Source organism: Metapseudomonas resinovorans, from assembly GCF_002003485.1.
In the GTDB taxonomy this organism is placed as follows: domain Bacteria; phylum Pseudomonadota; class Gammaproteobacteria; order Pseudomonadales; family Pseudomonadaceae; genus Metapseudomonas; species Metapseudomonas resinovorans_D.
Genome location: NZ_BDMA01000057.1, coordinates 121,956 through 143,599, shown reverse-complemented (window position 1 = coordinate 143,599; position 21,644 = coordinate 121,956). Strand labels below are relative to the sequence as shown.

At 63.7% G+C, this 21,644-nt stretch carries 18 protein-coding genes; 12 read left to right on the top strand and 6 right to left on the bottom strand.

Going from position 1 to position 21,644, the window contains the following annotated elements; genetic code table 11:
- Positions 1–75: 75 nt before the first annotated feature.
- Complete coding sequence (locus MnOB_RS15515; protein WP_475120348.1) at positions 76–4,323, bottom strand: sensor domain-containing protein; 4,248 nt, start codon at positions 4,321–4,323, stop codon at positions 76–78.
- 233 nt (positions 4,324–4,556) lie between these two features.
- Between MnOB_RS15515 and ettA the strand changes: the two genes are divergently transcribed.
- The 3 genes from ettA (at position 4,557) to gdhA (ending at position 8,406) form a co-directional block, all read left to right on the top strand.
- Positions 4,557–6,224 (top strand): energy-dependent translational throttle protein EttA, encoded by a 1,668-nt coding sequence (gene ettA, locus MnOB_RS15510; protein WP_077525113.1) that lies wholly within the window; start codon positions 4,557–4,559, stop codon positions 6,222–6,224.
- Between the two features lie 65 nt (positions 6,225–6,289).
- Entirely contained in the window at positions 6,290–6,817 is a 528-nt protein-coding gene (locus MnOB_RS15505) for a hypothetical protein (protein ID WP_077525112.1), read from the top strand.
- 254 nt (positions 6,818–7,071) lie between these two features.
- Positions 7,072–8,406, top strand: a complete 1,335-nt coding sequence (gdhA, locus tag MnOB_RS15500; protein ID WP_077525111.1) for an NADP-specific glutamate dehydrogenase — start codon at positions 7,072–7,074, stop codon at positions 8,404–8,406.
- 126 nt (positions 8,407–8,532) lie between these two features.
- Here gdhA and MnOB_RS15495 read toward each other — a convergent pair whose 3' ends face one another.
- The 3 genes from MnOB_RS15495 to MnOB_RS15485 all read right to left on the bottom strand — a co-directional run bounded on the left by MnOB_RS15495 (position 8,533) and on the right by MnOB_RS15485 (position 12,441).
- Positions 8,533–8,895, bottom strand: coding sequence for a hypothetical protein (locus tag MnOB_RS15495; protein WP_077525110.1), 363 nt, complete (start codon positions 8,893–8,895; stop codon positions 8,533–8,535).
- Between the two features lie 91 nt (positions 8,896–8,986).
- Positions 8,987–10,207, bottom strand: a complete 1,221-nt coding sequence (locus MnOB_RS15490; RefSeq protein ID WP_077525109.1) for an RtcB family protein — start codon at positions 10,205–10,207, stop codon at positions 8,987–8,989.
- Between the two features lie 380 nt (positions 10,208–10,587).
- On the bottom strand, positions 10,588–12,441 hold the full coding sequence (locus MnOB_RS15485; RefSeq protein ID WP_077525108.1) for an Lnb N-terminal periplasmic domain-containing protein: 1,854 nt from the start codon (positions 12,439–12,441) through the stop codon (positions 10,588–10,590).
- 160 nt (positions 12,442–12,601) lie between these two features.
- On the opposite strand from MnOB_RS15485, the gene MnOB_RS15480 reads away from it, so the two are divergent.
- The 6 genes from MnOB_RS15480 (at position 12,602) to MnOB_RS15455 (ending at position 17,898) form a co-directional block, all read left to right on the top strand.
- Entirely contained in the window at positions 12,602–12,925 is a 324-nt protein-coding gene (locus MnOB_RS15480) for a TraR/DksA family transcriptional regulator (protein ID WP_077525107.1), read from the top strand.
- Positions 12,926–13,012: 87 nt separating this feature from the next.
- Positions 13,013–15,523, top strand: coding sequence for a Lon protease family protein (locus tag MnOB_RS15475; protein ID WP_077525106.1), 2,511 nt, complete (start codon positions 13,013–13,015; stop codon positions 15,521–15,523).
- 212 nt (positions 15,524–15,735) lie between these two features.
- Complete coding sequence (locus MnOB_RS15470; RefSeq protein WP_028629637.1) at positions 15,736–16,077, top strand: PA4575 family protein; 342 nt, start codon at positions 15,736–15,738, stop codon at positions 16,075–16,077.
- 193 nt (positions 16,078–16,270) lie between these two features.
- Positions 16,271–16,765 (top strand): TIGR00645 family protein, encoded by a 495-nt coding sequence (locus MnOB_RS15465; protein ID WP_077525105.1) that lies wholly within the window; start codon positions 16,271–16,273, stop codon positions 16,763–16,765.
- Between the two features lie 122 nt (positions 16,766–16,887).
- Positions 16,888–17,193, top strand: a complete 306-nt coding sequence (locus MnOB_RS15460; protein WP_077525104.1) for a DUF6482 family protein — start codon at positions 16,888–16,890, stop codon at positions 17,191–17,193.
- 87 nt (positions 17,194–17,280) lie between these two features.
- On the top strand, positions 17,281–17,898 hold the full coding sequence (locus MnOB_RS15455; RefSeq protein ID WP_077525103.1) for a BamJ family beta-barrel-assembly machinery protein: 618 nt from the start codon (positions 17,281–17,283) through the stop codon (positions 17,896–17,898).
- A gap of 141 nt (positions 17,899–18,039) precedes the next feature.
- Here MnOB_RS15455 and MnOB_RS15450 read toward each other — a convergent pair whose 3' ends face one another.
- Both MnOB_RS15450 and MnOB_RS15445 read right to left on the bottom strand, forming a co-directional pair.
- Positions 18,040–18,282, bottom strand: a complete 243-nt coding sequence (locus MnOB_RS15450) for a PA4570 family protein (protein WP_077525102.1) — start codon at positions 18,280–18,282, stop codon at positions 18,040–18,042.
- Positions 18,283–18,413: 131 nt separating this feature from the next.
- A complete protein-coding gene (locus MnOB_RS15445; protein ID WP_077525101.1) occupies positions 18,414–19,382 on the bottom strand; it encodes a polyprenyl synthetase family protein in 969 nt (322 codons plus the stop codon).
- 244 nt (positions 19,383–19,626) lie between these two features.
- On the opposite strand from MnOB_RS15445, the gene rplU reads away from it, so the two are divergent.
- From rplU to cgtA, 3 genes are all read left to right on the top strand, one after another.
- On the top strand, positions 19,627–19,938 hold the full coding sequence (rplU, locus tag MnOB_RS15440; RefSeq protein WP_044872190.1) for a 50S ribosomal protein L21: 312 nt from the start codon (positions 19,627–19,629) through the stop codon (positions 19,936–19,938).
- 24 nt (positions 19,939–19,962) lie between these two features.
- Positions 19,963–20,220 (top strand): 50S ribosomal protein L27, encoded by a 258-nt coding sequence (gene rpmA / locus MnOB_RS15435; RefSeq protein WP_044410405.1) that lies wholly within the window; start codon positions 19,963–19,965, stop codon positions 20,218–20,220.
- A 140-nt stretch (positions 20,221–20,360) separates the two neighbouring features.
- The gene (cgtA, locus tag MnOB_RS15430) at positions 20,361–21,578 is read left to right on the top strand and encodes an Obg family GTPase CgtA (protein WP_077525100.1); all 1,218 of its coding nucleotides are present in this window, start codon (positions 20,361–20,363) and stop codon (positions 21,576–21,578) included.
- The last annotated feature ends 66 nt before the right edge of the window (positions 21,579–21,644 follow it).

Sequence of the window (21,644 nt, the reverse complement as noted above, 5' to 3'; positions counted from 1 at the left end):
GGCATATGAAGGTCGGTCATGTGACAGACAAGTGGCCCTCATGGCCACCATCACCGTCCAGGACTGAACGCCGCCTCAGCTGAGGATGAAGTTGGCGCTGGTGCCGAACAGGTGCTCGAAGCGCGCCGCCGGCACCGGGTGGCCGAACAGGTAGCCCTGGACTTCGTCGCAACCGTGCTCGCGGAGGAAGTCGAGCTGGGCCTGGGTTTCCACGCCTTCGGCGATCACCGCCAGGTTCAGGCTATGGGCCATGGCGATAATGGCGCGGGCGATCTGGGCGTCGCGTTCGCCATCGGGCAGCCCGTCGACGAAGCTGCGGTCGATCTTCAGCACGTCGATGGGGAACTGCTTGAGGTAGTTGAGGGACGAGTAGCCGGTGCCGAAGTCGTCCACCGCGATGCACAGGCCGAGGCGCTTGAGGTTTTCGAGGATGTCCATGGCTTCGGCCACGTCGCGCATCAGGATGCTCTCGGTCAGCTCCAGTTCCAGGCAGGCCGCTGGCAGGCCGCTGTCTTCGATGATGGCGGCGATACGCTCTGCCAGTTGGCCGTCGGCGAACTGGCGGGCGGAGATGTTCACCGAGATCTTGGGCAGGCGCATCTTCTCCTGGTGCCAGGCCTTGAGCTGACGGCAGGCTTCGGCCAGTACCCAGTCACCCACCTGGACCACCAGGCCGAGTTCCTCCAGTACCGGAACGAACTCTCCCGGCGGAACCAGCCCGCGCTTGGGATGGCGCCAGCGCAGCAAGGCCTCGACGCCGGTCAGGCGCTTGCCGTCTCCGGAGAACTGCGGTTGGTAGTAGAGCAGGAATTCGCCCTGCTCCAGGGCGTGGCGCAGGTCGCTCTCCAGTTCCAGGCGTTCCAGCGCGCGGGCGTTCATGTCGGCCTGGTAGAACTGGAAATTGTTCTTGCCGCGTTCCTTGGCGTGGTACATCGCCGTGTCGGCGTTCTTCATCAGTTGGCTCAGCTCGCGGCCGTCCTGGGGGGAGAGCGCGATGCCGATGCTGGCGGTGACGAAGAACTCGCGGCCTTCGAGGACGAACGGACGGGCCAGGCTGTCGAGGATCTGCTCGGCAACATGCACGGCCCGGTTCAGGGCGCCCTCGCGGGTGGCGCGCGGCTGCAGCAGCAGGGTGAACTCGTCGCCCCCCATGCGTGCCACGGTGTCGTCTTCGTGGACGCAGGCCGCCAGGCGCACGGCCACATCCTTGAGCATGCGGTCGCCCGCCGCGTGGCCAAGGGAGTCATTGATCGGCTTGAAGCGGTCGAGGTCGAGGAACATCAGCACCACCCACTCCTGGTTCCGCTCGGCGTATTGCAGGGCGGTATGCAGGCGGTCCTGGAACAGCGTGCGGTTGGGCAGGTGGGTCAGGCCGTCGTAGTAGGCCAGGCGGTGAATGCGCTGCTCGCTGGCCTTGCGCTCGCTGATGTCGCTGAAGAAGCAGACGTAGCTGACCAGGTCGCCGTCTTCGTCGTGCACGGCGGTGATGCCGACCCAGGCCGGGTAGGTATCGCCCTCGCGGCGCTTGAGCCAGATCTCGCCTTCCCAACTGCCGCGCTGGTTGAGCTGGCCAATGATGTAGTTGAGCTGATTGGCTTGCTGACGGTCGGCGGTGAGCATCGACGGCAGTTGGTCCAGCACATCATTGGCCTTGTGGCCGGTGATGCGGCAGAAGGCTTCGTTGACCTGGACGATGTAACCCGCCGGGTCAGTGACCAGGATCGCCGAGGTGGAGTGCTCGAATACCGTGGCCGCCATGCGCATGTCTTTCTCCGCGCGGCGTTGCTGGCTGATGTCCCGGCCCACGCCGAGCATGCCCTCGAAGCGCCCGTATTCGTCCCACATCAACATGGTGCGCAGTTCCACCGGGATCTTCTGGCCATCGGCGCGCATGCAGTCGAACAGGAACAAGCGCGCCGGCGTCTGGCTGCGCAGCTCGGCCAGGCGCTGGGGGTTGCCCAGGGCACTGCGGATCTGCTCCAGCTGCTCGAACAGCTCGAGCATCTGCCGCGGATCGGCAGCCATGCCCTGGAAACCATTGGCGATGGCCCAGTCGGCGTTGTAGCCCAGCACCGGCAGGACCGACGGGCTGACGTAGTTGAGCTGCAGTTCGCTGTCCGTGGTGAAGATCACGTCGCTGATACTTTCGGCCAGCATGCGGTAGCGGCGTCCGCTCTCGCGCATGGATTCGGTGGCCTCGATCTGCTCGGTGATGTCCTTCGCCACGCCGATCAGGCGGCTGACGCGGCCCTTGTCATCGCGGGCCAGGGCCTGCTCGCGAATATCGAACCAGTGCCAGCTGCCGTCCTTGTGCCGCCAGCGCAGCTGGCACTGCAGCAGCGCGCCATCGCCGACGACCTGCTGCAGATTGCGCACGCGCCAGTACTGTTCTTCGTCGTCGGGGTGCAGCAGCTCTTCCCAGAAGCGCTCGCCCATCCTGAGGACATCCCTGCGGCTATAACCCAGCTGCTGGGCCAGGCGATTATTGGTGAGCATCACCCGTTTGCTGATGACGTCGTGCACGTAGAGGGTGTCGGGCACTGCGAGCACCACGTCGGACCAGAAGCGCTCGCGCTCGATCAGCGACAACTCCACCTGCTTGCGGCTGGTGATGTCGCTGATGCTGAGAGTGACGGCTTCGAGGTCCTGGATCATGTCCGGCAGGTGCAATACCAGCCAGATGTGCCGGACCTGACCCTGGGCGGTGACGATCTGGCTTTCCATCTCCAGGTGCCGGTTGCCCCCCAGCAGGGCGGCCATCACCTGGAAGCGGATGCCGCCCTCGCGCAGCGGGTGGGTACCGATCAGCTGCCGCCAGGCCTGCTCGCTGCTGCTGACTTCCAGCAAATGCATGGCCACCTGGTTCACTTCGGTGATACGCAGCAGGCGCAGCGCTTCGGCGTGACGCTGGCGATTGTCCTTGACCCATGCCGCGAGGCTGGCGTGATCGCGCATGCCTTGCCGGATCAGGTAACGGCGCAGTTCAGCGAGGTCGAGCACGCAGAGCGCGATGCCGCTGCCTTCGAAGATGTCCTGGTAGCGCCGCCGGGTTTCCTGCAATACGCGCAGCGCTTGCTGTTCTTCGGTGACGTCGCGCACCACCCAGACATAGCCCAGCAGCTGGTTACCGTCGTTGAGATCATTGCGGGTGACGGCCAGCAGGCGGGTCTCGCCATTGCGCCGGAACTGCACCAGGTCCGAACCCAGTTCATGGTCCAGGTCCGGTGCGTTGAGCAACAGCGGGTCCAGGCCCGGCAGCAGGGCCAGCAGGTGATGGTCCTGGGCCGCCGCGCCGCTGATGCCGAACATCGATTCGGCCTGCGGGTTGAGGTAGCTCAGGCGGCCGTCCACCTGGGTCACCAGCACGCGTTCCTCGATCACGCCGAGGGCGCTGGCGGCCTGGCGTAGCGAGCGCCGCGATGCGGCATTGAGTTCGCGCAGGCCGCGTTGTTCGCGTTGCAGGTAGTAGAGGGCGATCAGCGCCAGGCTGGCGCTGATGAGGAACAGCAGCAGCTTGCTGAGCAGTTCGGGCAGCAGCCGCGTGCGTACCTGGCGTTCGTCGTGCAGGGCGCGCAGCTGCCAGTCGCTGTTCCGGAGCTCGGAAACGAGAATGGTCTGCCCTTCCTGCTCGGCGGTCACCGGCATCACGATGGGGCTGCTGCGGCTGAGCTTGCCGCTCTGTGCCAGGACCCGCTGGAGGAAGCGATCTTCCAGCAGCCAGCGGTAATCGCGGTCCTCGTGCTTGAGCAGCCAGGTGCGAATGGCTTCGGCGTCCAGGCGCAGGACCCAGTAGCCGCTGGGCTCGGGTAGCGGCGACTGGCGCAGGATCAGGTAGATCTCGCCGCGACCCAGGGTGCTGAAGGCGAAATGGTAGGTCTGGCCCTCGCTGCGCTGGGCCAGGCTGGCGAGGAACAGTTCGTCGTCGCTGCCGGTCTGGGTATCGTCGAGCACGCCGCCGTTGGGGTTGAGCCAGGCCAGGCTGGTGATCGCCGGCATAATCGGACGAACGAGCTCGAGTTCCGCCAGCCGCTCGTCTTCGAGCTCGGGCCTGGGCGGTCGCTGGCGAAGCAGGGCGAGCACGGCGTCGGCCTTCATCTGCATGACCAGCTCGAGGTGGCTGGCCAGTTCGCGGGTCAGGGTGTAGTTGCGCTCCCGGGCGCCGTCCTGCAGCTGGCGATATTCCTGGTGCAGTTGCCAGAGGAGGAGGGCGAGCATCAGCAGCACGAGGCCGGCCAGCAGGCCCTTTACCGAGCCGCGCGCAGGTGCGTTGGCCAGGGGAAGTCCTGGCTCAGGCTGGGCTGGAGGGCGGGGGCTGACTGGCAAAGGATGGCGTTCCTGCTACTGCTCGATGGGCAGGTGACGGGGTGTCCCGCGCAACCGGGCGCGCGGGGCGGCTAGCATGCCCTGAAGGCACTCAAAGTGCCAGTACGACCGTCGCGTGTTGTTTGCCCTCCCCGGTGCATTCCGGTAGCTTTGCCGCACGCGCGCGGGAGCGCCTGTTCCCTTATTGTCGCTCCCCGCCTTATTCCACATTCGCTACAGCACCAAGGTCTGTCATGGCTCAATACGTCTACACCATGCACCGGGTCGGCAAAGTCGTGCCCCCGAAGCGTGAGATTCTCAAAGACATTTCCCTTTCCTTCTTCCCGGGCGCCAAGATCGGCGTGCTCGGTCTGAACGGCGCGGGTAAGTCGACCCTCCTGCGCATCATGGCCGGGGTGGATACCGAGATCGATGGTGAAGCCCGCCCGATGCCTGGCATCAAAGTCGGCTACCTGCCCCAGGAACCCAAGCTGGATCCGACCAAGACCGTGCGCGACATCGTTGAAGAGGCGGTGGGCGAAATCAAGCAGGCCCAGGCCCGCCTGGACGAGGTCTACGCCGCCTACGCCGAGCCGGACGCCGACTTCGACGCCCTGGCCGCCGAGCAGGCCAAGCTCGAAGCCATCCTCCAGGCCTCCGATGGCCACAACCTGGAGCGTCAGCTGGAAGTCGCCGCCGACGCCCTGCGCCTGCCGCAGTGGGACGCCAAGATCGAACACCTTTCCGGTGGTGAGAAGCGCCGCGTGGCCCTGTGCCGCCTGCTGCTGTCCGCTCCCGACATGCTGCTGCTGGACGAGCCGACCAACCACCTGGACGCCGACTCCGTAGCCTGGCTGGAGCATTTCCTCCACGACTTCCCGGGTACCGTGGTAGCCATTACCCACGACCGTTACTTCCTCGACAACGTCGCCGGCTGGATCCTCGAGCTGGACCGTGGCCACGGCATCCCCTTCGAGGGCAACTACTCCGGCTGGCTGGAATCCAAGGCCAACCGCCTGGCCCAGGAAGCCAAGCAGGAAGCCTCCCACGCCAAGGCCATGAAGGCCGAACTGGAATGGGTTCGCCAGGGCGCCAAGGCTCGCCAGTCGAAGTCCAAGGCCCGTCTGCAACGCTTCGAGGAAATGCAGTCGCAGGAATTCCAGAAGCGCAGCGAAACCAACGAGATCTACATCCCGGCCGGTCCGCGCCTGGGTGACAAGGTCATCGAGCTGCAGAACGTCACCAAGGGCTACGGCGATCGCGTGCTGATCGACGACCTGTCCCTGAGCATTCCGAAGGGCGCCATCGTCGGCGTGATCGGCGGTAACGGTGCGGGCAAGTCGACCCTGTTCCGCATGCTCACCGGCAAGGAGCAACCGGACTCGGGCACCATCGATATCGGTGAAACCGTGCAGATCGCCAGCGTCGACCAGAGCCGCGAGATCCTCGACGGTGGCAAGACGGTATGGCAGCAGGTTTCCGATGGCTTCGAGCAGATCAAGATCGGCAACTACGAAGTCCCGTCGCGCAGCTATGTCGGCCGCTTCAACTTCAAGGGCGCCGACCAGCAGAAGTTCGTCAAGGACCTCTCCGGTGGTGAGCGTGGCCGCCTGCACCTGGCCCTGACCCTGAAGCAGGGCGGCAACGTGCTGCTGCTCGACGAACCGTCCAACGACCTCGACGTGGAAACCCTGCGTGCGCTGGAAGAAGCGCTGCTGGACTTCCCCGGCGCCGCCATCGTGATTTCCCACGATCGCTGGTTCCTGGACCGTATCGCTACCCACATCCTGTCCTACGAGGACGACGGCAAGGTGAACTTCTTCGAAGGCAACTACACCGAGTTCGAGGCAGACCGCAAGAAACGCCTTGGCGAGGCTGCCGCCCAGCCACACCGCGTGCGTTACAAGAAGCTGGCCCAGTAACCCTACCGGGCAGGCATCACAAGACAACGGAGCCCTTTGGCTCCGTTGTCGTTTCAGGAGGTTCCGTGAAGGGATTCAATCACTACCTGTTCTGGCTTTCGTCCCTGGCGCTGTTCGGGGTCTGCGGCCTGTATTTCTCCTTCTACCCATCGCCTGCCTGGAAAGCCGGTTCCGTGGGCTGCGCCCTCGTGCTCGGCAGCGGGCTTTATGCATGGCTGGCCTGGCGCGAGCGCTTCGTCAGCCTCTTCCAGCTGGAGACGGACAGCGCGCGCTGGCAGTTGCACGCTGTCCTGGGGTCGCTCCTGATCCTGGTGGTCTGGGGCGCGCTGCAGGTGCCAGCGGCCGCGCTATATACCCAGTGGTTGGGGGAGGATTCCGAGTTCGCCGCGCGGATTCTGGGCAAGGCTGACGGTGGCCTCGGCTGCCAGTTCCGAGTGGAGCTGGTGCTGGACGATGCGGCAATGGGCGTCGGTGTCTGCGTTGCGGAGGATGTCTGGCATTCCCTGCCGGACCACGGCACGGTGGTGATGCGCGGCAAACGCAGCGCGATGGGCATCAATCCCCGAGAAGTGTTGAAAGTGTCCGCGCGTTGATGACGGGTCAGGACCATGGGCAGAACTGGTGCGCTGGATGCTCAGGCGTGGTGCGACCATTGGTCGGCTGGTTGCGGCGCCAATCCCCGTAAATAGAGCGTTAAGGTACGGAAATTCGCTGCTTTCAGTGCTGATTTACATTTAATGCACCAAAAAGATTCAGATATGCGTCATTTTGCCCTATCGAGGTGCTGTCCAGATTGGTAGAGTCTCGCGCCATAAATTGTTCACAAAAGAAGAAATTGGTGAGAGTCATGACGCAATCTGTCGACGCCTTCCTGCTGCGCCTCAAGCAGCGCGACCCCGATCAGCCTGAGTTCCATCAGGCCGTGGAAGAGGTACTGCGCAGCCTTTGGCCATTCCTTGAAGCCCATCCACAGTACCTGCAGGCCGGCATCGTCGAACGTATCGTCGAGCCGGAACGCGCCGTCCTGTTCCGGGTGCCGTGGGTCGACGACCAGGGGCAGGTCCGCGTCAACCGTGGTTTCCGTGTGCAGATGAGCAGCGCCATCGGTCCCTACAAGGGCGGCCTGCGCTTCCATCCCTCGGTGAACCTGGGCGTGCTGAAATTCCTCGCTTTCGAACAGGTCTTCAAGAACTCCCTGACCTCGCTGCCAATGGGCGGCGGCAAGGGCGGTTCGGACTTCGATCCCAAGGGCAAGAGCGACGCCGAAGTCATGCGCTTCTGCCAGTCCTTCATGAGTGAGCTGTACCGCCACATCGGTGCCGACCTCGACGTGCCGGCCGGTGACATCGGCGTTGGCGCACGCGAAATCGGCTTCCTCTTCGGTCAGTACAAACGCCTGTCCAACGAGTTCACCTCGGTATTCACCGGCAAGGGCCTGGCCTACGGCGGCAGCCTGATCCGCCCCGAGGCCACCGGTTACGGTTGCGTCTACTTCGCCCAGGAAATGCTCAAAGGCATCGGTCGTGACTTCGACGGCCAGCGCGTGACCATTTCCGGTTCCGGCAATGTGGCCCAGTACGCGGCACAGAAGGTGATGGAACTGGGCGGCAAGGTGATTTCCCTGTCCGACTCCGAAGGCACCCTGTTTGCCGAGGCGGGCCTGACCGTCGAGCAGTGGGAAGCGCTGATGGAGCTCAAGAACGTCCGTCGTGGCCGCCTCAGCGAACTCTCCGGTCCAGGCCTGCGCTTCCTGCCTGGCCAGCGTCCCTGGGCCCTGGCATGCGACATCGCCTTGCCCTGCGCGACCCAGAACGAGCTGGATGCCGACGACGCCCGCGCCTTGCTGGCCAATGGCTGTGTCTGCGTCGCCGAAGGCGCCAACATGCCGTCGACCCTGGCAGCGGTGGACGTATTCCACGAAGCAGGCATCCTCTTTGCGCCGGGCAAGGCCTCCAACGCCGGCGGTGTCGCTACCAGCGGCCTGGAAATGAGCCAGAACGCCATGCGTCTGCACTGGACCGCGGGTGAAGTGGACCAGCGCCTGCACGGCATCATGCAGAACATCCACCACGCCTGCGTGAGCTATGGCGAAGAGAACGGTCGGGTGAACTACGTGAAGGGCGCCAACATCGCCGGCTTCGTGAAAGTCGCCGATGCCATGCTGGCGCAGGGCGTGGTGTAACGCTGCTGTAGGCCTTGTAGGGGCGAATTCATTCGCCAAGGGCAGCGCAGCTGCCCCCTTCAAGGTCTGTAGGGCAGACCTTCGACCTGCTTGGCGAATGAATTCGCCCCCACAGTTTCATTGCCGTCAATCCGGATGCAACGCCCGCCCCATGGCGTTGCTCCTGTCCCGCTCCCACTCATCATCGTGCCGATCACGGCGCCAATCCTCGAAATCGCGGCGCTCCTCGCTCTGCACCTGCGCCTGGCACTGGCGAAAACCGTCGCTCCAGCCTTCGGCGTACGTTGCGTCCTTGAGATAACGCGGCACGTCCTTGCGGAACTCCCCGCTGATGGTCCCGGCTGCCTGGCGGCCGCTGCTGCAGCCATCGGCGAAACCGTCGGCGAAGGCGGGGGGATAGCCCTGGGCGATCAGGTGGTCATGGGTGGTTTCACAGCCTGCGATCAGGCTGCCGAGAAGCATGAAGAGGGCGACGTGACGCGACGCCATGGTGGCTCCCGTGCGCCGAGGGGCGGGCGCACGCGCAAAGAGGATTGCGAACGACTCTAGCGCGGGCCTTGTGATGAAAACGTCAAGGCGTTCAACCCTTGACGCAGACCACCTGGCGCAGGGTATGCACCACTTCCACCAGGTCGCGCTGGGCCGCCATCACGGCATCGATGTCCTTGTAGGCCATGGGGATCTCGTCGATCACGTCCTTGTCCTTGCGGCATTCGACGTGGGCGGTGGCGCGGATCTGGTCTTCCACCGTGAACAGCTTTTTCGCCCGCCCACGGCTCATCGCCCGACCGGCGCCATGGCTGCAGGAACAGAAGGCGTCCTCGTTGCCGAGGCCCCTGACGATGAAGCTCCTGGCTCCCATGGAACCGGGAATGATGCCCAGCTCGCCTTTCTGCGCAGACACCGCGCCCTTGCGCGTCACCAGCACCTCGTGGCCGAAGTGCCGCTCCTTCTGCACGTAGTTGTGGTGACAGTTGACCGCTTCCAGGCTGGCTTCGAAGGGGCGTTTGAGCGCCTTGCGGGCGGCGTCTATAACCGCCTGCATCATCAGGGCGCGGTTCTGCCGGGCGAAGTCCTGGGCCCAGCCCACCGCTTCCACGTAGTCGTCAAAGTGCCGGCTGCCTTCCTCGAAGTAGGCCAGGTCGCGGTCCGGCAGGTTGGCGATGTGCTGGCGCATGTCGGCCTGGGCGAGTTCGATGAACAGGGTGCCGATGGCATTGCCTACCCCGCGCGAACCACTGTGCAGCATGAACCAGACGCGATCGGTCTCGTCCAGGCAGACCTCGATGAAGTGGTTGCCGGTGCCCAGTGTCCCCAGGTGATGGCGGTTGTTGGTCTTCTCCAGGCGCGGGTACTTCGCGGTGATGACCTTGAAGCGCCTGGCGAGTGGCCGCCAGGCCTGGTCGGCGGCATCCGGCACATCATCCCAGGCGCCCTGGTCATGTCGGCCGAAGGTCTTGCCGTGGGGGACCGCGCGTTCGATGGCGCTGCGCAGACCGTGGAGGTTGTCCGGCAGGTCGCGGGCGTGCAGGGAGGTGAGGGCGGCGATCATCCCGCAGCCGATGTCCACGCCGACTGCGGCGGGAATGATGGCGCCGACGGTGGGAATCACACTGCCGATGGTCGAGCCCTTGCCCAGGTGCACATCGGGCATCACCGCCAGGTGCTTGAAGATGAAAGGCATCTTCGCGGTGTTGATCAACTGCTGACGGGCTTCGTCCTCCACCGGCACACCCTGGGTCCAGAGCTTGATCGGCTTGCCGTTGGATACTTCCAGCAATTGGGGGCCGCTAGTCTTCATCTGTATCGCCTGACGAGGGTGTGGTAACCATTCTGGGCCCATTGTGGCGGGCCGGGCGCGCATCTTACCGGTGGCGCAGGGAGGTGAAATATGTACGCGAACTCGTTTGAACTTGGGAAACCACGTCCTGAGTTATCGGCTCTGCCTGTGAGGATTCGAATCTGCCGGAGCAGGATGAAGCCAATCCGGTAGGGTGCGCCGTGCGCACCGGCGGTTTGACCGGGTGTCGAAGCTGATCCTGAAGTCGGTGCGCGCAGCGCACCCTACGCCCCAGACCGAACTAAATTGCCCCTTCCAGGGGACTAGCCCAAGTCCACGTTCTACGAACGTGGATGTTTAATCGCGAACAAATTCACTCCTACAAGGTCCAGTTTGGCCAGTCAGTAGTGATACCACTTCAGTTCCAGCATCACTTCGTTCACCGGCGCGGCGAGCTGGCTGAACTCCCGCTGCGCGGTCAGGCGCAGGCCGAGGTTGCGGGAAATATCCCATTGCTGGTTGAGGGAGAACCGGCGACGGACTTCGCCGTTGTGGAAATAGTCGCCGGCCGCTTCCAGGCTGAGGCTGCCCAGCGGGTTGTGCCAGAGCAGCCCGGTGTTGAAGCCTGCTGCGGTGGCGATGAAGGGCGCGAAGTCTTCGTTGTGCTCGATGCGGGCGGTCGCCAGGGCGAAGCCGAGGGCGTCGTCCCCGAGTTGCCAGGAGCCGCCGACACCGCCATTGAGGTGGCTGACCAGGCGTTCGTCGCCATCCTCGCCCAATACCCGCTCCAGGCCGCCGGCCACTTGCCAGGACAGAGGCTTGAGCAGGTCCCCGCGCGGGGTCAGGGAGCGGATGGTAGCCAGGTCCAGGCGCTGCAGTTGCCAGTGGTTGTCCTCGTACTGGCGCAGCTTGAGCTGGAGGATCTCGATCTGCGCGCCAAGCGGGAATCCGGAGAGGTTGTCATTGAGGTCGTGATAGGCCATGCGCAGGCCGTACTCGGCGAAGGCGCGGTCCTCGCGGGTACCGGCGCCCAATTGCCAGGTCCGCGATTCGTGGCCTTCTTCGGGCAATCCGGGGCGGTCCAGGCTCAGCTCCGGCGGCGGATTGTGATTGATGCTCTGCAGCAGCTTGTAGCTGCGTGTGGCGCTTTCGCGGGTGCGCTCTTCCCCGGTGGCGCGGTAGCGAACCAGGCGGAAGGCGGCGTCCTGGATCAGGGCGCGGCGTGGAGCGGGCTGGGCGAGGAAGGCTGGATCATTCAGTAGCTGTTCGTTTTCGGCGAGCTGGCGTACCCACTGCTGTTCGTCGTGGTCCAGCGGCTCGGCGCGCGCCAGCAGTTCCTTTTCCCGCGAGGGGCGGTAGTCGATCGACTCCACCAGACCGGCTTGCTTGACCGCGCGCACGGTATCGGTGGGGATGGCGGTAATCGGGAACTGGTCGGTGAGCTCGATTCCGGGACGGGCGATCTCCAGCAGTTCCAGCAGGCGGTAGGAGCAGTTTTCGTCGAAGAAGTAATAGTCGAAGCGGATCTGCTTGAGCTCCCAGACGTGCTCCACCATGCGCCCGGTTTCCTCGGCGGTGAGGTTCAGGCGGTATTCCCAGAGATCGCGATTCTCCAGGCGGCTGTATTCCTTGAGCTTGTCGCGGTAGGGCACCAGGGCGAACAGGCCGGGATAGCCCCCCATCAGACCTTTCCAGGCGTAGAGGATGCTGTTGTCCGACCCTTCGATGAAGGCACCGAAGTTCAGCGCATAGCTGAGCATCGCGGTGTTGTTTTCGTGGATGTCCGGCTGGTCGATCCGCAACAGGGTATGGCCGAACATGGAGGAGGGGCTGTTGAGGTAGGCCGCGGGGAACACCAACACGGTGCTATCCGGGTTGATATCGGCGTACCAGGCCTTGTACTCGCCGCAAGCCGGCTGGGGCAGGTCGCTGAGCTGGAGCTGCTCGCGCAGCCAGCGAGTACGTGCGGGATAGACGCATTGCGGATGTTTGTCGCCTTGCTCGGCCGGCGCATAGAGCGCGGCAAGGGTGGCGCGCAGTTCGGCTTCCGGGTCGTTCGCCCCCGTTTCGGCCAGGAAGAACTCGGAATCGTCCACATAGCTGCGCCAGCCGCCCAGCTTCCCGGTCTCGTAGTGGCCGAGGGCAATCCAGTAGGGATCATATGCCAGCGCCTGGTGGCGTTCGGCGGGGATCTGGGGAGCGGCGTGGGCGGCGATCGAGGTGCACAGGGCGAGGTACGGGAAAATCCGTTTCAAGGGCGCAGCTCTTCCTGGTGAGAGATTGGTCCGAGCTTTGGGTAACGCCGGGGCGGGTGTCAAGCAAGGCGATGACGCGCATTTGCGCAAGTTTGCACAAGTGGGATGCAGGCTGCGTTACAGCGTCCACACTTAGGGAGTGAACTGGGGAGATTCCAGCATGACAACCACAGACCCTCGGGCTGCACTCGATGCCCTGATAGTGGAGTACACCGCCCGCGCCAACTCCATTCGTGAAGACCTGGCCAGCAGCCACTCGCCGGATTTTGCCGAGCAGGCGGGGGAGCGCGAGAACGACGAAGTGCTGACTGCCATCCTCGCCGAAACCGAGGCCGCCCTGCGCCGCGTGGGCATGGCCAAGCTGCGCCTGGCGGACGGCAGCTACGGTTTTTGCCAGCGTTGCGGCGATGCCATAGAGCCGGCGCGACTGGCGGTGCTGCCGGCGGCCGAGTACTGCCTGAGCTGCGCTGACCTGGCCCACTGAACACCCTGGCGTTTTGCCTTGCCAGTGATGTCAGGGCGGCGCCAGAATGCGGCCATTGCTTTCTTGCCGAGCCATTAAGGACACTCGATGCCTGACTCCTTCGCTGCCAGCCTGCGACTGGCGCCCGATGCGCTGACCCGTCCGTTCGAGCCCCACCAGTTCAGTTTCCAGTCGACCGAGGACCTGGAGCCCTTCCGCGGCGTGCTCGGCCAGGAGCGCGCGGTGGAGGCCCTGCAGTTCGGCGTGGCAATGCCGCGTCCCGGTTACAACGTCTATGTAATGGGGGAGCCGGGCACTGGCCGCTTCTCCTTCGTCAAACGCTACCTCAAGGCCGAGGGCAAGCGCCTGGAAACCCCGGCGGACTGGCTCTACGTCAACCACTTTGAAGAACTCCGCGAGCCTCGTGCCCTGCAATTGCCGTCGGGCGAGGCGAACGATTTCATCAGCGACATCGAGCATCTGGTGGACAACCTCCTGTCCACCTTCCCGGCGGTATTCGAGACGCCGACCTTCCAGCAGAAGAAGAGCGCTATCGATCGCGCCTTCAACCAGCGCTACGACCGTGCCCTGGACGTCATCGAGCGCCTGGCCCTGGAGAAAGACGTCGCCCTCTACCGTGACAGTGCGAACATCGCCTTCACGCCCATGAAGGACGGCAAGGCCCTGGACGAAGCGGACTTCGCCCAGTTGGACGAGGCCGAGCGCGAGCGTTTCCACGATGACATTTCCATGCTGGAGGAGCGCCTGAACGAGGAGCTGTCCAGCCTGCCGCAGTGGAAGCGCGAGTCCAGCAACCAGCTCCGCCAGCTCAACGAGGAAACCATTACCCAGGCCCTGCAGCCGCTGCTTTCGCCCCTGTCGGCCAAGTACGCGGAGAACGCCGGCGTGGTGGCCTATCTGCAGGCCATGCAGGTGAACCTGCTGAAAACGGTGGTGGACCAGCTGCTGGACGACAAGCCGGACGCCCAGCGTCGCGAAATACTGGAAGAGCAGTACTGCCCCAGCCTGGTGGTGGGTCATCACGCCAGCGGCGGCGCCCCAGTGGTGTTCGAGCCGCATCCCACCTATGACAACCTCTTCGGCCGCATCGAGTACGGCACCGACCAGGGCGCCCTCTACACCAGCTACCGCCAGCTGCGCCCAGGTGCGCTGCACCGCGCCAACGGTGGTTTCCTGATCCTGGAAGCCGAGAAGCTGCTGGGCGAACCCTTCGTCTGGGATGCCCTGAAGCGCGCACTGCAGTCGCGCAAGCTGAAGATGGAGTCCCCTCTTGCCGAGCTCGGCCGCCTGGCCACCGTCACCCTGACACCCCAGATGATCCCGCTGCAGGTGAAGGTGGTGATCATCGGGTCGCGCCAGCTCTACTACACGCTGCAGGACCTGGATCCCGACTTCCAGGAGATGTTCCGCGTGCTGGTGGACTTCGACGAGGAAATTGCCCTGTCCGACGACAGCCTCGAGCAGTTCGCCCAGTTGCTGAAGACCCGCACCTCGGAAGAGGGCATGGCCCCGCTCACCGCGGCTGCCGTCGCCCGTCTGGCGACCTACAGCGCCCGTCTGGCCGAGCACCAGGGCCGGCTTTCGGCACGCATCGGCGATCTGTTCCAACTGGTCAGCGAGGCGGACTTCATCCGTCAGCTGGCGAATGAGCCGATGACCGATGCCGATCACATCGACCGTGCCCTCAAGGCCAAGGCCACCCGCACGGGTCGCGTATCCGCGCGCATCCTCGACGACATGCTGGCGGGCATCATCCTGATCGACACCGCCGGTGCCGCCGTGGGCAAGTGCAACGGCCTGACCGTGCTGGAAGTGGGCGATTCGGCTTTCGGCGTGCCGGCGCGGATTTCCGCGACCGTCTACCCGGGCAGCTCCGGCATCGTCGACATCGAGCGCGAGGTCAACCTGGGCCAGCCCATCCACTCCAAGGGGGTGATGATCCTCACCGGGTACCTCGGCAGCCGCTATGCCCAGGAATTCCCTTTGGAAATCTCCGCGAGCATCGCCCTGGAGCAGTCCTACGGCTACGTGGATGGCGACAGCGCTTCCCTCGGTGAGGCCTGCACCCTGATCTCCGCCCTCTCGCGCACGCCGCTCAAGCAGTGCTTCGCCATCACCGGCTCGATCAACCAGTTCGGTGAAGTGCAGGCGGTGGGTGGCGTCAACGAGAAGATCGAAGGCTTCTTCCGCCTCTGCGAAGCCCGTGGCCTCACGGGCGAGCAGGGAGTCATCATCCCCCATGCCAACGTCACCACCCTGATGCTGGACGAGCGCGTGCTGGACGCCGTGCGCAAGGGACGCTTCCACGTCTATGCGGTCCGCCAGGCCGACGAGGCCCTGAGCTTGTTGGTGGGCGAGCCGGCTGGCGTACCAGACGACAAGGGCCAGTTCCCTGAAGGTAGCGTCAATGCCCGCGTGGTGGAGCGACTGCGGGAAATTGCCGAGATGGGGCTGGAAGAAGAGGAGAAACCAGCTGTTGCCCAGGAGGTAGTGGAGGCCGTTGCCAAGGCCGCAGCACCGCCCAAGCCTGCGCGTAAGGGGCCAAAGAAGGAGCCCGGCAAGGCGCCGGTCCCGGACAAGACCCAGGGTCCGTCCTGAGCCTCTGCTGACTCGTCGCGCCGGGTTGGGTGCCCGGCGTGGCTGGTCAGTCATTGAGCGGTGGGGTAGGCCCCTCGGGTAGCCGGCGTCCCACCGCCTTTCCCTCACCCTGTACACAGGGTTATCCACAGTTCACGTGGATAAGCATCGTGCTTTCGTAGGGCTAAACTCGGGTGTAGGCTGAAAAACAGGCCTCTGCGAGGAAAGCCGCCATGACGCGCAACCTCTGCCTTACCCGCCAGTGCCTGGGACTCGTGACCCGGATCGAGTGTGTGATCCGTCCGCTGGCGGGAGAGAATGGACTCTGGACGCTGCTCTGTGCAGCGGGAATGTCGGGGGAACAACCCTCGGCGATCAAAGCCCAGGGCCCATTCCACGGGCCTCTCGTTGCGGAGTCGGTGCTCTCTGCGATTGCCGATTGCCTCGCCGAGCAGGGATACACCGAAGCCCACGATCCGCCGATCTGGCGGCTGCACCTCCAGGGTGAGTTGCGACGCATCAACGGCACGCGTTGCCGAAACCTTGGCGACTACCAGTTCCGCCCTGAAACCTGATGGGCTTCAGTTGGCCAGCTTTTGTGCAGCGGCTGGGAGCCTGCGGCGGTAGCGGCGTTCGTCGGACGTTCCAATGTTCGCTCACAGACTTATCCACAGTGTTTGGGGATATTTCGCTGCTCGTTGCCATTATTTTTCTGTAAGAAGCACCTCGCTATACTCGCGGCCGGTTTTTTACTGACTACGAGAAGCCATGGAACGCATTCTAGAAAACTCGATGTACGCCGCACGCTGGTTGCTGGCCCCGATCTACTTCGGTCTGTCCTTCGCGCTGTTGGCGCTTACCCTGAAATTCTTCCAGGAAGTCGTGCACATCCTGCCGCACGTCTTCGAGAAGTCCGAAGCCGACCTGATCCTGGTGCTGCTTTCGCTGATCGATATGTCGCTGGTGGGCGGCCTGCTGGTGATGGTGATGATCTCCGGCTACGAGAACTTCGTTTCGCAGCTGGACATCGACGACAGCAAGGAAAAACTGAGCTGGCTCGGCAAGATGGACTCCGGCTCGCTGAAGATGAAGGTGGCCGCATCCATCGTGGCAATCTCCTCCATTCACCTGCTGCGTATCTTCATGGACGCGCAGAACATCGATAACAGCAAGATCATGTGGTACGTGGTCCTGCACATGACCTTCGTCATCTCGGCCTTCGCCATGGGTTATCTGGACAAGATGACCAAGCACGACCACTGACAAGGTTTTATCGCTGCCCTGACCGCCCGGCCGCTGAAAAGCGGACGGGCGGTTGCGTATCTGCCGTCCGCATCCGGTCCAGTGCATTAGATTGGAGGTGTACAGCGAGCGAGGGCGACGCCATGAAATTGCACGACCTCAGCAGTCATGCCCGTGCCGGGCACATCGAAGAAATCAACCTGATCTCTCTGGAAGGCGGCATCTATCTGCTGGAAGCCCGAATCGATGGGCGTACCCATCATCTGGATGACGGCCAGGGCCATGCGACGCATCTTCGATCGGTGGAACACGCCCGGGAAGTGCTTCGCGAGTTCCCGGACCTGCCCTTCCACCTGGTGCACAGCGTGGTGCACGACGAGATGTGCGGGATGGAGGCGGACAGCCAGGATACGGTGCGCGTGCCTATTTCGACCCGCGTGTCCCACTGACCCTGCGGCTGTGGGTGGGCGCCCGCGCCGGGAAAGGGAAGCTGTGCTAGTCTGGCCGGCCTTTTTTTCCCGGAGCGGAGTTCCGCCATGTCCCAACTTGATCTCTCTACCGACGAAACCCGCGTCAGCTACGGCATTGGCCGTCAGCTCGGCGACCAGATCCGTGACAATCCCCCGCCCGGCGTGAGCCTTGAGGCTGTGATCGCTGGCCTCAGCGATGCCTTCCAGGGCCTGGAAAGCCGCGTCGATGGCGCCGCCCTGTCCGCCAGCTTCCGCGTCATCCGCGAGCGCATGCAGGCCGAAGCCGAAGCCAAGGCCGAAGCCGCCGCCGGCGCTGGTCGCACCTACCTGGAAGAGAACGCCAAGCGCGAAGGCGTGACCGTCCTGCCGTCGGGCCTGCAGTTCGAAGTGTTGGTAGCGGGTGAGGGCGCCAAGCCGTCCGCCGAAGACACCGTACGTACGCACTACCACGGCACCCTGATCGACGGCACTGTGTTCGACAGCTCCTATGATCGTGGCCAGCCGGCTGAATTCCCGGTGGGCGGCGTGATCGCCGGCTGGGTCGAGGCCCTGCAACTGATGAACGCCGGCAGCAAATGGCGCCTGCACGTTCCGAGCGAACTGGCCTACGGCGGCCAGGCTGTCGGCAGCATCCCGCCGCACAGCGTGTTGGTGTTCGACGTGGAGCTCCTGGACATCCTCTGATCCAGGGCGACCCCTGGGCGAGCCATCCCTGGCCCGCCCAGGAACCGGCGAGGGCGCCTTTGCCCTCGCTGCAAGCGCGGCGCCCGGGCGCCGCTCTTGCGGATGACGCATCCTGGCGTCATCCAGATTCCGGAATGACCCTCAGTGCAGCTCGCCGTGCGGACGCAATGCCCTGGCGTAGCAGAACAGGAAGAGGTTTCGCACCAGTTCCTTGAGCACCAGCGGTTCGCTTGAGTTGAGGCAGGCCAGGTCGAGGTCGCCCTGGTCACGCAGTTCGTCGAGGGCTTCTTCTTCCAGCACGGCGCAGACCTCACCGGTTTCCCTGTGAAGTATCCGCAGGTAAGGGTGGGGGCGATCCAGCCAGGCATCGATCAGGTAGGTCATGGCTCATCTCCTTGAAAACCGTTGAGATGAGAATAATTCCCATTATTAAAATAGCAAGCGCTAATCGATACCTTTCGTCGAGGCAGAAAAAAGCCCGTCACCAGGACGGGCTTTTTCGGCTGATCAGAACCTCAGTGGGTGCGCGCGACAGCGAACTCGGTGAGCTCCACCAGCGCATCGCGATAGGCGTTGGCTGGCAGCGTGTCCAGGCAGGCAATGGCGCGGGCGGCATAATCACGGGCCAGTTGGGCGGTGTAGTCCAGGGCGCCGGCGGCTTCCACGGCTGCGCGGATACCTTCCAGGTCTTGGCTACCGCCTTGCTGGATGGCCTTGCGCACCAGGCTGGCCTGCTCCGGAGTGCCATCGCGCATGGCGGCGATCAGCGGCAGGGTGGGCTTGCCTTCGGCCAGGTCGTCTCCGACGTTCTTGCCGAGGGTGGCAGCATCGCCACGGTAGTCGAGCAGGTCGTCCACCAGTTGGAAGGCGATGCCCAGGGCGTCGCCAAACTGGCGCAGGGCCTCGGACTGCTCGGCGCTAGCGCCGGCCAACACAGCGGCGCTGTGGGTCGAAGCTTCGAAGAGCATCGCGGTCTTGCCGCGAATGACTTCCATATAGGTTTCTTCAGTGGTGCTGGCGTCACGGATTTTCGACAGCTGCAGCACTTCGCCTTCGGCGATGACCCGAGTGGCCTGGGAGATGATGCGCATCACCGGCATGGAGCCGAGTTCCACCATCATTTCGAAGGAGCGGGCATAGAGGAAGTCGCCCACCAGCACGCTGGGTGCGTTGCCCCACAGGGCGTTGGCGGTGGAGCGGCCGCGGCGCAGGCCGGAGGCATCCACCACGTCGTCGTGGAGCAGGGTGGAGGTGTGCAGGAACTCGATGGTGGCGGCCAGCAGGCGCAGTTGGTCGCCGCCGAAGCCAAGGGCATTGCCGCTCAGCAGGACGAGCAGCGGACGCAGGCGCTTGCCACCGGCGGAGACGATGTAGTCACCGATCTTTTCCACCAGGGGGACGCGGGAGGTCAGCTGCCGGCGAATGATGTCGTCGACTGCGGTAAAATCGTCCGCCACCACGCGGTAGAAAGCCTGGGGTTGCATCGGCCAGAAGTGCTCCTGTTGGGATGCGCGGCATGCTAGGGACCGGGCCGGGGACTGTCAAGGCGAGCCCTGGCGGTGCTTGCGCGGCAATCGCGCCTTGCGTACAATCGCGGCCCCTGAACTTCCTTGGGCATTTTCCTGCCTTACGCAATTGCACGGGCGTCAGTTCCGGCCCCATGCAGCCATGCCGACCGATACCTCTTTTTATAAAGCGTCGGGTGAGCAGGTTTAACGGAGAAAATCCATGTACGCAGTTATCGTTACCGGCGGCAAGCAATACAAAGTCGCTGAAGGTGAATTCCTGAAAGTCGAGAAGCTCGAAGTCGCCACTGGCGAATCCGTGACTTTCGACCGAGTCCTGCTGATCGGCAATGGCGAAGACGTGAAAATCGGTGCTCCGGTTGTTGATGGCGCCAAAGTAGTCGCTGAAGTGGTCTCTCAAGGCCGTCACGACAAAGTGCGCATCATCAAGTTCCGCCGTCGTAAGCACCACATGAAGCGCCAGGGCCACCGCCAGTGGTTCACTGAAATCAAAATCACCGGCATCCAGGCCTAATTTCCTTTTTGGAGGATTTGACTCATGGCACACAAAAAAGCTGGCGGTTCTACCCGCAACGGCCGCGACTCAGAAAGTAAACGCCTTGGCGTGAAACTGTATGGCGGCCAGGTCATCAAGGCCGGCAACATCATCGTGCGTCAGCGCGGCACCAAGTTCCACGCCGGCGTCGGCGTAGGCCTGGGCAAGGATCACACTCTGTTCGCGAAAGTGGACGGCGTGGTCAAGTTCGAGGTCAAAGGCGCCTTCGGTCGCAAGTACGTGAGCGTCGTCGCGGCCTGATCGCGATCTCGCTGCAAAAGCCCCGTCTTGCGACGGGGCTTTTTTGTTTCTGATATGCGGAAACTCTGAATTGCTCGAGCTTCCCTGTATCCTATGTTCTTTGTTTTCTACAACCCGTCCCCGTGACGGGAGGCGTCCTGATGAAATTCGTCGATGAAGTATCGATCTTTGTAAAAGCGGGCGACGGCGGCAATGGCCTGATGAGCTTCCGTCGCGAAAAGTTCATTGAGAAGGGCGGCCCCAACGGTGGTGACGGGGGCGATGGCGGCTCCGTATTCATGGAGGCCGATCCGAACCTCAATACCCTGGTCGATTACCGCTACACCCGTCGTTTCGACGCCCAGCGCGGTGAAAACGGCGGCAGCAAGGACTGCACCGGTCGCAAGGGTGATGACCTGGTCCTGCCGGTGCCGGTAGGGACCACGATCATCGATGCGGCGACCCAGGAAATCATCGGCGACCTGACCAAGCCGGGACAGCGTCTGATGGTTGCCCAGGGTGGCTGGCACGGCCTGGGCAACACCCGCTTCAAGTCCAGTACCAACCGCGCACCGCGTCAGACCACGAAGGGCAAGCTGGGCGAGTCCCGCGACCTCAAGCTGGAGCTGAAGGTGTTGGCCGATGTTGGTCTGCTCGGCCTGCCGAACGCAGGCAAGAGCACGTTCATTCGTGCCGTTTCCGCGGCCAAGCCGAAAGTGGCTGATTACCCCTTCACTACGCTGGTGCCGAACCTTGGCGTGGTCAGCGTGGGGCGTTTCAAGTCCTTCGTGGTCGCGGACATCCCCGGTCTGATCGAGGGTGCTGCAGAAGGCGCTGGCCTGGGCATTCGCTTCCTCAAGCACCTCGCGCGTACTCGCCTGTTGCTGCACATCGTCGACATGGCGCCGCTGGATGAAAGTGATCCGGCCGAGGCTGCTGCCACCATCATCGAAGAGTTGGGGCGCTTCAGTCCGGCCCTGACCGAGCGTGATCGCTGGCTGGTGCTGAACAAGGCTGACCAGCTTCTCGATGAAGATCGCGATACCCGCTTGAAGGCAGTGCTTGAGCGTCTGGGGTGGGAAGGGCCGGTGTTCGTGATTTCCGCCTTGGAGCGCGAAGGCACCGAAGCGCTCTCCCAGGAGATCATGCGCTACCTCGACGAGCGCACCCTGCGCATGGAAGAGGAGCCGGAGTATGCCGATCAGCTCGCTGAGCTGGATCAGCGCATCGAGGACGAGGCGCGTGCCCGTCTGCAGGCCATGGATGATCAGCGTGCCCTGCGCCGTGCCGGCATGAAGAGCGCTGGCGTCGATGATGACGACGATTTCGATGACGACGAGGATGACGGCGACGGGCCGGAAATCTTCTACGTACCCTGATCCTGGCGCCACCCGGCGCTGTGGGATGTTCGCATGGCCGCGCGCCTTGCCGCGCGGCCTTCTAGC